At 56.7% G+C, this 12685-nt stretch carries 11 protein-coding genes; 2 read left to right on the forward strand and 9 right to left on the reverse strand.

The features are described 5' to 3' along the window. Positions 1–57 precede the first annotated feature (57 nt). Genes AC6I8R_RS02210 through AC6I8R_RS02225 form a run of 4 tightly spaced genes read right to left on the reverse strand, consistent with a single transcriptional unit; the run spans position 58 to position 3382 of the window. Positions 58–825 (reverse strand): 5-oxoprolinase subunit PxpA, encoded by a 768-nt coding sequence (locus AC6I8R_RS02210; protein ID WP_415173121.1) that lies wholly within the window; start codon positions 823–825, stop codon positions 58–60. 21 nt (positions 826–846) lie between these two features. Then, the gene (locus AC6I8R_RS02215) at positions 847–1833 is read right to left on the reverse strand and encodes a 5-oxoprolinase subunit C family protein (protein ID WP_497831856.1); all 987 of its coding nucleotides are present in this window, start codon (positions 1831–1833) and stop codon (positions 847–849) included. Continuing rightward, a complete protein-coding gene (gene pxpB / locus AC6I8R_RS02220) occupies positions 1830–2531 on the reverse strand; it encodes a 5-oxoprolinase subunit PxpB (RefSeq protein WP_415173156.1) in 702 nt (233 codons plus the stop codon). Before pxpB ends, AC6I8R_RS02215 begins: the two co-directional genes overlap by 4 nt. An 11-nt stretch (positions 2532–2542) precedes the next feature. Further along, entirely contained in the window at positions 2543–3382 is an 840-nt protein-coding gene (locus AC6I8R_RS02225; RefSeq protein ID WP_497831857.1) for a transporter substrate-binding domain-containing protein, read from the reverse strand. Positions 3383–3629: 247 nt separating this feature from the next. Here AC6I8R_RS02225 and AC6I8R_RS02230 point away from each other — a divergent pair, with 247 nt between their 5' ends. Next, the gene (locus AC6I8R_RS02230; RefSeq protein WP_497831858.1) at positions 3630–4526 is read left to right on the forward strand and encodes a DMT family transporter; all 897 of its coding nucleotides are present in this window, start codon (positions 3630–3632) and stop codon (positions 4524–4526) included. A 32-nt stretch (positions 4527–4558) separates the two neighbouring features. Here the strand turns inward: AC6I8R_RS02230 and AC6I8R_RS02235 are convergent, their stop codons facing one another. Next, entirely contained in the window at positions 4559–5254 is a 696-nt protein-coding gene (locus AC6I8R_RS02235; protein WP_021184190.1) for an RraA family protein, read from the reverse strand. A 1-nt stretch (position 5255) separates the two neighbouring features. Continuing rightward, positions 5256–6776, reverse strand: a complete 1521-nt coding sequence (locus tag AC6I8R_RS02240) for a sialate:H+ symport family MFS transporter (protein WP_497831859.1) — start codon at positions 6774–6776, stop codon at positions 5256–5258. Between the two features lie 409 nt (positions 6777–7185). Here AC6I8R_RS02240 and licT point away from each other — a divergent pair, with 409 nt between their 5' ends. Then, positions 7186–8049, forward strand: coding sequence for a BglG family transcription antiterminator LicT (gene licT / locus AC6I8R_RS02245; protein WP_497831860.1), 864 nt, complete (start codon positions 7186–7188; stop codon positions 8047–8049). Between the two features lie 69 nt (positions 8050–8118). Here licT and AC6I8R_RS02250 read toward each other — a convergent pair whose 3' ends face one another. From AC6I8R_RS02250 to AC6I8R_RS02260, 3 genes are all read right to left on the reverse strand, one after another. After that, positions 8119–9513, reverse strand: coding sequence for a glycoside hydrolase family 1 protein (locus tag AC6I8R_RS02250; RefSeq protein ID WP_021184193.1), 1395 nt, complete (start codon positions 9511–9513; stop codon positions 8119–8121). A 15-nt stretch (positions 9514–9528) separates the two neighbouring features. Next, a complete protein-coding gene (gene bglF, locus AC6I8R_RS02255) occupies positions 9529–11394 on the reverse strand; it encodes a PTS beta-glucoside transporter subunit IIABC (protein ID WP_415173125.1) in 1866 nt (621 codons plus the stop codon). A gap of 218 nt (positions 11395–11612) precedes the next feature. Next, positions 11613–12563, reverse strand: a complete 951-nt coding sequence (locus AC6I8R_RS02260; RefSeq protein WP_021184195.1) for a LysR family transcriptional regulator — start codon at positions 12561–12563, stop codon at positions 11613–11615. Positions 12564–12685 lie beyond the last annotated feature (122 nt).

Below are 12685 nucleotides of genomic sequence, written 5' to 3' on the forward strand. Positions count from 1 at the left end.
ATAGCACTCTCTCCCTTCTCCCTCTCCCGCTTGCGGGAGAGGGCCGGGGTGAGGGTATCAGGCCAGCACTTCAGTCGCCGGAGCCACCTGATGACCATTGGCTTCAACTTCACTGCGTACGATGGTGGCGAGCGCCAGTGAACCCGGTGTATCGCTGTGGACCAGAATTGAGCGGGCGCGTACCGCGATCTCTTCACCTTCAAGAGTGGTGACGGTGCCGCGTTGCAGAAACTGGCGCACACGGGCGCGCAGCGCGCTTTCTTCTTTAATCACCGAACCGGCGATACCACGCGGCACCAGACGCCCCTGGGCATCGTAAGCGCGGTCGGCGAGGAACAGCGTCAGGGTTTTCAGACCGGCGGCCTGCGCAGCGCGTTCAATAATGGTATCCGGCTGGGCGAAGATAATCAGCGAGCTATCAATACGCGCCACCAGCTCCATCACTTGCTGCGCCAGCGCGGCGTCACGGTTAACGATATTGCCCATCGCTGCGTGGAAGCTGAAATGGGCAACCTGAGTGCCTTCGGCACGGGCAATCGCCATCAATGCACCCAGCTGATACGCCACCTGCTGGCAAATTTCGTCAGCGGAAAAAGGCAGTTCACGGCGGCCAAAACCCTGGCGATCCGGCAGGCCCGGATGTGCACCAATCCCCACGCCATGCTGCTTCGCCAGACGGACCATGTTGGTCATGATCGTGGGATCACCGGCATGAAAACCGCAGGCAATATTGGCGGATGACACCACCTGCATCAGTGCGGCGTCATCACACAGTTGATAAACGCCGAAGCCTTCTCCCATATCGGAATTGACATCAATCTTCATCGTTTTGGTTCCTTGCCAGGGTTAAACGCCCACGGCCTTGCGCAGCGGCAGGCAGCTCAGACGCAGCCGGGTGAGCCAGCGCGTCACTTCTTGTTCGATGGCGATGGCTTCACGCGCATCACTTTTTACCAACTGAATGGACTGGCCGGGCAGTACCTGACCGAGTCGCCACAGATCCTGCTCGATCACCCCGGCGATCTTGGGATAACCACCGGCGGTGTTGGCATCGCTTAACTGGATGATCGGCTCACCGGCCGGGGGCACCTGCACGATACCGGGGATCAGGCCATAGGATCGCATCTCTACCGTTTGTGACGGGAAGATCGGATCTCCTGCCAGCCGGTAACCGGTACGGTTACTTTGGTTGGAAACTTGCCAGGATTGCTGCCAGAAACGCGTGGCGTCTTCAGCAAACAATGCGTACTCGCCGGAGGGAATGGCGCGTAGCTGGATCTCACCGGCGTTATTACGCGGGAACCAGGTACCCAGCGCGCTTTCCGGCGGTTCGATACCGATACCCGCCTGCGGTAATGTCGGGCCAGTTGTCGGGCCAAGGGGTAACTGGTCGCCACGCTGCAATGCCCGGCCATGATGACCACCGAAGGCACCGCGCAGCGCGGTACTGCGCGAATCCAGCACCACGGGCACATCGATACCACCGGCAATGCACAGATATCCACGGGCGCCGCTGCGTGGGTAGCGCAGCTCGAGCACCTGACCGGCGCGAACGCCGCAACCCCACCAGGGCGGCAGAGGGCTGCCATCCAGCGTGGCGCGACAGTCAGCGCCGGTCACGGCGATGCTGGTATCCTGCAAAAAGCGCACGCGAAATGGAAACAGTTGCACTTCAATCGCGGCGGCATTTTCCTCGTTACCGAGCAGCAGGTTGCCTGCCCGCAACGCCAGTGGGTCCATCACGCCGCTCACCGACACGCCCATATGGCGATAGTTGAAACGGCCTAAGTCCTGCACCGTATTGAGCGCACCGCTTTGTTCAATCTCAATCACAGTTCAATCCTCTGCGGCAGAAAGCGAATGCGATCGCCGGGGGCCATCAACGCCGGTGAGTCCGCCAGGGGATCAAACACCTCCAGTTCGGCATAGCCAATCGCGTTCCAGCCATTCGGGCCGGTCAGCGCCGAGACGCCTGCCTGCGCGCCGCCAATGGTGACGGTGCCTTTCAGCATGCTGAGCGACGGTACTTTTTTGCGTGGCGTTGCCAGCTGCGGGTCCAGCCCATGCAGATACCCAAAGCCCGGCGCGCTGCCGAGGGCGAATACCGTGTATTCGCTTTGATGATGACGACGTACCACTTCGCGCGCGCTGAAACCGGTATGTCGGCAAACGGCATCGAGATCGATCGCGTGTTCGCCACCGTAATCCACAGGAATCTCAATCAGTTTGCCCTGCGGATGGATGGCCTGCGCCTGTTCCCAGGCGGCATGCAGTCGGGCGCGCACCGCAGTCTCGTCGGGGGGAATCTGGCGAAACAGCACCAGCAGATTGGTGACCCCAGGGATCAGTGATTCAACGTCTTCGCCACTGGCGAGCAATCGTGCCAGCGACCAGACGCGACGTTGTGAGGGCAAATCAAAACCGCCCGGTGCTTCCACCAGCCAGGCGCGTGCGCCAATGGTGGAGAGGGTAATGGTAGAGGAGCAAGCCAGCGCGGGTGCGCTGGCGGGCTTGATATCAGATGGCGACATCACGGGCATGGTTATTCCAGCGGTTCAAATTTCAGACTGGAGAGCGGCTGAACGCGCTCCTCACGCACCATTTTGTATTCGGTCTTTGGCCCAATCCAGGTGTCCCAGATTTTGTCGATGGTGCCGTCATCGTCCATCGCTTTCAGGCCGCTGTTGACGCTGGCTAACAACGCTGGCTCGTCACGTTTCATGCCGACACCAATCGGTTCCAGCGCCATCGGTTCTTTGATCATCGCCAGATCGATACCGTCTTTTTTCGCCTGGGTGATCATCTTGATACCGGTCATGGTGTTGGTGACAAAGCCCAATGCTTTGTTCTGTTCCACCGCGAGGAAAGCCGAGGCGGTGTCCTGGAAGGTCACGGCTCGTGCGCCTTTCAGGTGGATGGATTGTTCTGAGGTGGTGCCTTTGGTGGCGCTGATGCGCTTACCTTTAAAGTAACTCAGCGGCTTGTCGGCCAGCGGCGCTTTCACCAGCAGCATCTCTTTGGCGACATAGTACGGGTCGCTGAACTGGATCTGGTTGCCACGGGTTTTGGTGTAGGCAAGGTTAGCGATCAGGATATCGGCGCGGCCAGTGGCGATCACTGCGATACGTGCTTCCACGGAAGTCGGCACCAGGGTGACTTTGACCCCCATCTGTTTTGCCAGCGCGTTGCACAGGTCAACGTCCATGCCAGCCAACTGGCGAGTTTGCGGATCCGGCGAGGAGAAGGGTGGCACGTCGGAATAGACTGCGCACTTAAGTTCGCCGCTCGACTTAATGTTTGCCATCAGGTCAGCATGGGCGGAAGAGATAGCCAGCAGCGGCAGCAGCGCCAGCCCGATGGTGGTACGTCTTTTCATGGTCATGTGATTCCCCTCGGTAATCCGTCAATATTCGCGTTTCCTGGACTATATCGGCTTTGTTTTGCGGCGAATAAGAGGGAAACCCTGTCGCGCGATAGCGAAATGCTATGACGGTGGGCGATAAGTTATTGCTATTCAGGCAGAGCAAAATAGTGTTATCGCGGCCCTCTGTCTCTCCATAAGGTATGCGCGTTGTCCTCTCGGCAATCAAGCCGGTTGCGAGTGGTAGAGAGAGAATAGGGTCAAAGCAATGAATGCCAGATTAGGCGTAGTTCTGAAGATAATGGCGGCGTTGTGTTCAACGCTGATGTTGGCGTGTGTCAAAGGGTTGAACGGCACCATACCCACCGGGGAAGTGATTTTTTTCCGCAGTTTTGTCGCGCTGTTTCCACTGCTGATATGGTTGAAAATTCAGGGGAACGTGCTGGAAAACCTGAAAACCCGCAATCTGTTCGGTCATCTGATTCGGGGTTTTTCCGGCACCGGTGGCATGTACTTTAACTATCTGGCGCTGGTGTATATCTCGCTGGCGGATGCCACTGCACTGAGCTACGCCGCGCCGCTGTTTACCGTGATCATGGCGGCGGTGCTGCTGAAAGAGCGGGTCAGGGCATCGCGCTGGCTGGCGGTGATGGTCGGCCTGTCCGGCATTTTGATCATGCTGTCGTCCAAACTGACGCTGTTCTCCGCCAGTGCTGCCCATGCCAGCGCGGGTATCGGCGTGCTGTGCGCGCTGGTGGCGGCGATCTGTACCGCCACCTCCAACGTGCAAATTCGTTTTCTCAATGGCATCGAAAAGCCCGGTGCGATTGTGTTCTATTTTTCGTTGATGACCACGGTGATTGGCCTCGCCACTATTGTGTTTGGCTGGGCGATGCCCAGCGGCAGCCAGCTGTTGCTGCTGATTGGCTGCGGGCTGTTTGGCGGTCTGGCACAGATTCTGGTCACGCTCAGCCTGCGTTACGCGGATGCTTCGCTGCTGGCCCCGTTTGATTACACCACCCTGGTATGGTCGATGGTGGTAGGTTACCTGTTCCTTAATAGCCTGCCTGGTCCCACCACGCTGTTTGGCGCATCGATTGTGGCGCTGGCCGGGATTTTTGCCGTGTGGCGTGAGCAACGGCAGCGGAAGTTGGCGCTGGTGTAACAACGCGCCGCATCCTGGCGGCGCGATTCCTGTTAACGATAAATATCGTCAATAATCTCCACCTTCTTACTGCGTAACGTCTCATCCAGCCAGCCACGTTCCAGTGAGCCGGTTTTCGCCAGCTCAAAGTTGCGCTCATCCACCTGTAAATAGGCCAGCGCATCTTCCAGGATACGTGCGGCATCCTGGCGCGGGATCACAATCACGCCATCGGCATCACCGAGGATGATATCGCCCGGAGAGACATGGATTTTGCCGCAGGCGATCGGCACGTTGATCTCACCCGGTCCGTCTTTAAAGGGGCCACCCGGCGTGACTCCGGCTGCGTAGATCGGGAAATCCATGCGTGATAATCCGTCGATGTCGCGCACCGGGCCATCCAGCACAATCCCTTCCATGCCGCGCTGCTTCGCATAGGTCGCCATGACTTCACCCATCAGCGACTGGCTGCGATCGCCTTCGTTCGACAGAATAATCACATCGTTGCGCCCGGCGATATCCAGCGCTTTGTGCAGCATCAGGTTGTCGCCTGAACGGGCTTTCACCGTCACTGCCAGACCACACATAATCGGTTGTTGTGGGGCCGTTTTCAGGCTGATCTCCGCTGACAGGGCAGGCAGGCGGCTCATACAATCCGCGACCACGGCAGCTGGCAGGGTGCGGAAGGTTTCCAGCAGCGGTTCAGCATCAGCCGGGCGACGTAAATAAATGCGGTTTCCTGCGGTCATGTTATCTCCTTTCAGGGTTTGCCTGAGTTAAGCGGGTAAGGTCCTGGGCGGCACGTTCTTCACGGGTGAACGCGCCAGCAAGTGGGGTGCCATCGACGGTGTCGTAGTGACGCAGCGCCTGCGGTTTTAACCAGCGCTGCACGCGCGACGGCATATCAAAGCCAATCAACAACATCACCACGAAGGTCAGGCCAAACGACAGGCCGCCAAGCGCGCTACCCAGTGAGGCGTGCTGCGCGATGAGCGCACCCAGCACCGGCGCGAGTGCACCGCCGAGTGAGCCGATGTTGTAGATAAAGCTGAGGTTGGCTGCGCGCTGCTCGGTATCGAAGTAGCCGCTGATCATCTTCGCCAGCAGGCCGCCGACGCCCTGGCTGAACAGTTGTTGCAGGAAGATCAGCAGGCACAGTAACCAGACGCTGGAGCCGTTGAGCATAAATACCGGGATGATGATCATCTGGGCGATCAGCAGACTCAGTACATAGGTTTTGCGCGTACCGATGCGATCGGCGGCGATCCCCGCCACGCAGCAGCCAAGGCCCATGCCGAAGCGGCTAAAGGAGAACACCAGCGCGACCACTTCTGGCGAGTAGTGCAACTCGGTTTTCAGGTAAGTAGGCAGCAGCGCGTGGATCGGCCAGCCGTAAAGAAACACGCAGACGATAGTGACGGTGAGCATCAGGCTGGTGGGCCAGCGCTCGCCGCCGCTCTGCACCAGAAAACGGATAAAGATTGCCGCGATGATCACCGCCAGCACGCCGGTCACCACCCCGGAGGTCTGGTGGTCGAAGCAGAAGTAGAGGGACACGGCGGCGGCCAATCCCAGCAGCAGGTTGAGGGTGTTACGTAAGCGGTTTGGCCCACGAAACAGCGTGTCGATCATGGTTTCTGCCGGTTTGGCAGCTTTGGCTTTGGCCGCCGCCCACTCTTCGGCTTCCGGAATGGCGCGGCGCAGCCACAGGGCATAAAACACCGGGATAATGCCGAGGTAAAACAGCGAGCGCCAACCCCACAGCGGAACCACCCAGCTATACGCCAGCACCGACAAAATGGCCCCCGCAGAAAAGCCGGAATTGAGGAAGGCGCTGGCTTTATTGCGCATATCTTTCGGCCAGGTTTCGATGGCATAGGCAGAACTGGTGCCATATTCACCGGCCATGCCGATTCCGACCAACACGCGGGCAATAAACATCCAGGTATAATTGGGTGCGATACCGCAGGCGAACGTGCCACCGGCAAATAATATAATGCTGGTGATCATCGCACTTTTACGGCCATATTTATCGCCCATAGCACCGAGTGCCAATCCACCAAACCAACGCAAAATAAATGCGGCAGAAATTAACGCCGCCGCTTCCGCCGTGGTGACATTAAATTCCGCCATTATTTCGGTCAGGACTAAGGTAATAATGACGAAGTCAAAACCGTCCAGCATATAACCCATCCATGCGGCCCAGAATGCCTTCCATTGCTGGCGATTCAGCCGTTTATACCAGGGTAATAGCGTCGTTTCTTCAGGCATGGCTGACTCCTGATGTTATTTATAGGGTAAGGGAAATAAGGGGCGTGCGGGCACGTCCGGTTCAGGGTATTTATTTTTCTGTTTGATGAAGCCTACCGGATAAATAGCGTGTTACGGATGTTGTGTTACGGCTAACGGTGGAGTGATCACGAAATAAAAATCAGGGTTGATTTAACTCAATGATAAATAAATTTATTGGATTTTATTATGGGGGAATAAATTTATTGTATGGTCCTCTGCTATCATCAGTGAAAAGAAACGGAGCCGGGTCACATTTATCCCGATTTCAGCTTGCCGTGTGATGCCAGGCATTTATGATGGAGCGGATTGTTACTGTGTTCCTCCACACAGGCAAAACCTGACAGCTCGCTTCGCGGGAGGTCAGGTTTTTTCGTTTTCAGGGTGCCAAATGAAGATTGCGAAAATACTTAATAATAATGTGGCCATCGTGCTGGGCGAGCAGGGCCAGGAACAGGTGGTGATGGGACGCGGGTTAGCGTTCAACAAGCGCATTGGCGATCCGTTGGATGCGCAGTTGATCGAAAAAGTGTTTGCGTTGCAAAACCATACGCTGACCAATCGCCTGAGCGAACTGCTGTCGGAGATCCCGATCGAGGTGATCACCACCACCGAATTGATCATCGCGCGTGCCAGGGAGCAACTGGGATCGAAATTGCATGAAAGTCTGTCGATCGCGCTATGCGATCACTGCAACTTTGCGATTGAACGACATCGGCAAAATTTGCCGATCCGCAATGTGTTGATCTGGGAGATCAAAACGCTCTATCCCAACGAGTACGCGCTGGGGCTGGAGGCACTGGCGATCATTGAGAAACGCTTCGGTGAACGTCTGCCAGAGGATGAGGCCGGTTTTATCGCCATGCATCTGGTGAATGCCCAGCTTGATAACGATATGTCAGATGTCGCGCATATCACGCGGTTTATGCAGGATATTTTGCAGATTGTGAAGTATCGCCTGCAACTCGATTATCGCGTTGAAAGCCTGAGCTATAACCGCTTTGTTAACCATCTGAAATTTTTCGCGCAACGTATGCTGGGTAAACGCGGCGTGTGCAGCGAGGATGAATCGCTCCATGATGTGGTGCGCGACAAGTACCCGGAAGCGTACCAGTGCACCATCAAGGTTGATCAGCATATTCAGCAGAAATACCACTATGCCTTGTCGAATGAGGAGCGGATGTTTCTCACCATCCATATCGAGCGGGTGCGTAAAGAGACGCGGGCGTTGCAAATCGGGGACGATGAAGCCTGATCCGTAGCGGCGCGATTTATCACGCGTCTTTTAAAACAGGCGCGATAAATCGCGCCGCTACGAGGTGCTTTACTTCAGTGAAGCACCGTGGCTGCCAATCACTTCCTGATACCAGAAGAAACTTTTCTTACGTGAGCGCACCAGCGTACCGTTGCCGTTATCATCGCGATCGACGTAGATAAAGCCGTAGCGTTTGGAGAACTCTGCTTTTGAAGCGCTGACCAGATCGATCGGTCCCCAGCAGGTGTAGCCCATCACTTCCACGCCGTCCTCAATCGCTTCACGCACCTGCACCAGATGGTCATTGAGATACTGAATGCGGTAGTCGTCGTTGATGCTGCCATCGGCTTCGACCTTGTCTTTCGCGCCAAGACCGTTCTCCACGATAAACAGGGGTTTCTGGTAGCGGTCGTACAGCAGGTTCATCAGGATACGCAGCCCTTCCGGGTCAATCTGCCATCCCCAGTCGGAACTGGCGAGATGCGGGTTTGGCACCATCGACAGAATGTTGCCGCGCGCTTTCTGATTCTCTTCTTCATTGGTGGTGACGCAACCGGTCATGTAGTAGCTGAAGGAGATGTAATCGATGGTGTTTTGCAGGTCGCGTTTGTCCTGATCGGTAATGTTGATCTGGATCTGACGGTCGGCAAAGAAGCGTTTCATATAGGCCGGGTAGTAGCCACGTACCTGCACATCACCGAAGAACAGCCATTCACGGTTCTGCTGCATGGTTTCCATCACATCCGCCGGGCGGCAGCTGAGCGGGTAGAGCAGCGCGCCGAGCAGCATGTTACCGATTTTGCCGTCTTTAACGATTTCATGGCAGGCTTTGACCGCACGGCCACTGGCGACCAGTTGATGATGGATGGCCTGATAAATCGCCTGCTGGTCACTCTCTTCCGGCAGACCGACGCCGGTAAAGGGCGCGTGCAGCGACATATTGATTTCATTGAACGTCAGCCACAGTTTCACCTTGTGCTGGAAACGGGTGAATACCGCGCGTGCGTAACGCTCGAAGCAGTCGATAGTGGTGCGGCTGCCCCAGCCGCCGTATTTTTTGATCAGCCCGTACGGCATTTCATAATGCGACAGCGTGACCAGCGGCTGAATGTTGTATTTCGCCATCTCGTCGAACAGGCGATCGTAAAAGGCCAGCCCTTCTTCGTTTGGCTCGGCTTCGTCGCCCTGTGGGAAGATGCGCGTCCAGGCAATTGAAGTACGCAGCACGGTGAAGCCCATTTCGGCGAACAGTTTGATGTCTTCCGGGAAGCGGTGGTAGAAATCAATCGCGGTGTCTTTGATACCGAAATCACCGGCGTGGCGTTCAACGCGATCGCCAAAAATGCCTTTCGGTTGCAGATCGGAGGTGGATAAGCCTTTGCCACCGGTCTGATACGCGCCTTCTACCTGGTTGGCGGCTACGGCACCGCCCCATAAAAATCCATCCGGGAAACGTAAGGTCATCTTGTAACTCCTCAATTATTTCACCGCACTGAGCAACGGCGCACAGGCCGTTACCGTTGACGGTTGCAGGGATAAAACATCAATAAATTCATCGCTGTTGCTGACCACCACCGGGGTGGTGAGATCGTATCCGGCCGCCTGAATGGCGCTCAGGTCGAACTCCAGCAGCAGATCGCCCACTTTCACCACATCATCGACGGCGACGTGTGGCGTGAAAAATTTGCCGTCCAGTTTGACGGTGTCGAGACCGACATGAATCAAGACTTCCGCACCGTCGTCTGCGGTCAATCCAATGGCGTGGTGGGTGCGGAAAAATGATGACACCACACCATCAATCGGCGACACCACGCGGCCATTATCCGGCACAATTGCCACACCTTTGCCCAGCAGGCCGCTGGCGAAGGTTTCATCTTTGATCGAATCCAGCGCCATTACCTTGCCCGAGATCGGGCTAAACACGGTTTGCTTGCGTACCGGCGAGGCGTCGCCTGCCGCAGTCGGGGCGGTTTCCACTAACGGGGCGGGAGTGGGCAGGCCAAACAGCCAGGTGGCGACGGTGGCGAACAGCAATGCCACGATGGCACCGGCAAAAGAGGCGTAGACGCTGGCGTCGATGCCGCTGGGCGGCACCACCTGAATAAAGGTGAAGATGCTGGGGAAACCAAACGAATAAATGGTGGTATGCCAGAAACCAAGGATTGCAGCACCCAGTGCGCCACCGATGCAGCCAAAGATAAAGGGACGACGGTTGGGTAAGGTGATGCCGTACACCGCCGGTTCGGTGATGCCGAAGATGCTGGCGCTAAAGGCAGAACCGGCCATCGCCTTCACTTTGGCTTCATGGGTACGCAGCATCACGCCGAGGGTGGCGCCAGCCTGGCCGAGCACTGCTGGCATCAGCAGCGGCAGCAGGGTGTCGTGGCCGAAGTTAGTGAGGTTATTCAGCATGATCGGTACCAGCCCCCAGTGCAGACCGAAGATCACGCACACCTGCCAGATGGCCCCCATCACCGCACCGGCGATGGTCGGGCTGAGGCTGTAAATCCACAGATACCCCTCCGCCAGCATGCGGCTCAGCCAGGTGGCAGCCGGACCGATGGCGAGGAAGGTCAGGGGCACGGTGATAATCAGGCACAGCAGCGGGGTGGTGAAGTTACGCACCGCGCCAGGAGAACGCGGATGTACCACCCGTTCAACCAGGCTGGCAACCCAGGAGGCAAAGATAATCGGGATCACGGATGAGCTGTAGTTGATGATCTCCAGCGGGATGCCGAAAAAGCGCAGATTCTCGCCCTGCTGCTGCTGTTCCAGCGCGGTGAGGATCAGCGGATGGACCAGCGCAGCGGCGATAGCCATGCCGACAAACGGGTTGCCGCCAAACTTTTTGCTGGCGCTGTAGCCAAGCAGGATCGGCAGGAAATAAAACAGGCCATCGCTGGCGACAAACAGCAGTTTGTAGCTGCCGCTCTCCTGATGCATGACGCCCAGCACCAGCGCCAGCGCCAGCAGTCCTTTGATAATACCGGAGGCGATCATCACGCCGATAAACGGGGTGAAGATGCCGGAAACCAGATCGATAAAGCGGGCGAACAGCGTTTGTTTGGGGGCATCGGCACGGTCGCTGTTGTCGTTCTCCAAACCGTGACGACTGGCTACCTGCTGATATACCTCGCCAACGTGGTTGCCAATCACCACCTGATACTGGCCGCCGCTCTCCACCACCATGATGATGCCGGGATTATTCTTCAACGCCGCGGTTTGAGCTTTACCCGGCTGCTTGAGTTTAAAGCGTAAGCGTGTGGCGCAGTGGATCACGCTGATGATGTTGGCTTTACCGCCGACACCTTCGACAATTTCGTCGGCCAGTTCCTGATATGGCATACCTACTCCCGCTGATAATCGCTGTTGTTCTCGGGTTGTCCCGGATTGGAGGCAAAAAAAAACCTAAATCGCACCGCGCTCGAAAACTGAATGCGGTGCGATTTAGGTTTTGCCTGATTTGCAGTAACAATCCTGAATCGCGCCCATCTTCAGCAATCAACGGCAGACTGGCAAGAGGGGAAAGGGAGAAAGTGTGAGCCGAGTCAAAAATCCCGCTGTTACGGGGCGGGCGGAGGGGCAGTGGTTTGCCCCGCCAGGGCTTCTTCGTTCTGCATCAGGGCGAAAAACGACTCCAGTTCACGCAGCATCATTGAGGCGGCAATCGATAGCTGACGCTGCGGGGCGACGCACAGCGACAGGGTAAACGGCTTCAGCATGCCATCTATCAGCGGGATAAATTTCAGTTCACCACGGCGGTATTCATCCACAATATCCAGCCAACACATCAGGCTGATGCCCACGTCATCGCGAACCAGCGAACGCAGCATATGGATATTGTTGGTGCGGCCTACCTCATTCAGGGTGATGCCGGAGCTGTTGATCAGGGCCTCAAGCGGCTCTGCCAGCATCAGGGGGGCGGCGGGAACGATAAACGGCCAGGATTCACAATGGCTGAAGCGGATAGTTTCCAGCTTGGCCAGCGGGTGTTGGCTGCTGACCACAATACCCAGGCGTAAATCCGCAAACGACTTCACCAGCAGCTCGCGCGAGCTTTGTGGATTGAGCATGATGCCAAAATCGGCGTCGCCATTGGTCAGCGCGTTAGCGATATGGATGTTGCTCATGGTGGTGAGCGTAAAGGAGATACCGGGATACTCGGTGCGAATGCGTTGCAGAATGGCTGAGAAAAAGCCGCGGTTGATGGCATCAATGGTGGCGATATGCACATGACCGTGACGCAGGCCGCGCAGATCATCGAGCTGGGTACAGACGCGACCAAACTCACGCTGCCAGTTCCTGGCGGCGTTCAGCAAAATTTCCCCGGCTGCGGTCATACGTAATCCTGATGGATGACGTTCAAACAGCGGCATATCCAGCTGCTGTTCCACCCGCAAAATCTGTCGATCGATGGAGGATGCCGAGACATGCAGCGTCTCGGAAGCCTTGCGCAGTGAACCCTGGCGGGCCACCTCGGTGAAGTAGATCAGAAACCGGGAGAAGGCGAACATAGCGGGTGCTCTCTTTTTTGCAACGCATCGTGCGAATTAAACAGATGGACGCTTACACACAGGCAAAATAATAATCGCAATCACGATAAAAACAAGACTACGCGCGGCCTCCCGGCTGATGA

The organism is Pantoea sp. X-Soil-OKNW-713, from assembly GCF_059730685.1.

Coding starts and splice junctions, on each gene's coding strand:
- AC6I8R_RS02210 (WP_415173121.1), bottom strand. CDS start 825: ATGAAGATTGATGTCAATTCCGATATGGGAGAAGGCTTCGGCGTTTAT.
- pxpB (WP_415173156.1), bottom strand. CDS start 2,531: ATGTCGCCATCTGATATCAAGCCCGCCAGCGCACCCGCGCTGGCTTGC.
- AC6I8R_RS02225 (WP_497831857.1), bottom strand. CDS start 3,382: ATGACCATGAAAAGACGTACCACCATCGGGCTGGCGCTGCTGCCGCTG.
- AC6I8R_RS02230 (WP_497831858.1), top strand. CDS start 3,630: ATGAATGCCAGATTAGGCGTAGTTCTGAAGATAATGGCGGCGTTGTGT.
- AC6I8R_RS02235 (WP_021184190.1), bottom strand. CDS start 5,254: ATGACCGCAGGAAACCGCATTTATTTACGTCGCCCGGCTGATGCTGAA.
- AC6I8R_RS02240 (WP_497831859.1), bottom strand. CDS start 6,776: ATGCCTGAAGAAACGACGCTATTACCCTGGTATAAACGGCTGAATCGC.
- licT (WP_497831860.1), top strand. CDS start 7,186: ATGAAGATTGCGAAAATACTTAATAATAATGTGGCCATCGTGCTGGGC.
- AC6I8R_RS02250 (WP_021184193.1), bottom strand. CDS start 9,513: ATGACCTTACGTTTCCCGGATGGATTTTTATGGGGCGGTGCCGTAGCC.
- bglF (WP_415173125.1), bottom strand. CDS start 11,394: ATGCCATATCAGGAACTGGCCGACGAAATTGTCGAAGGTGTCGGCGGT.
- AC6I8R_RS02260 (WP_021184195.1), bottom strand. CDS start 12,563: ATGTTCGCCTTCTCCCGGTTTCTGATCTACTTCACCGAGGTGGCCCGC.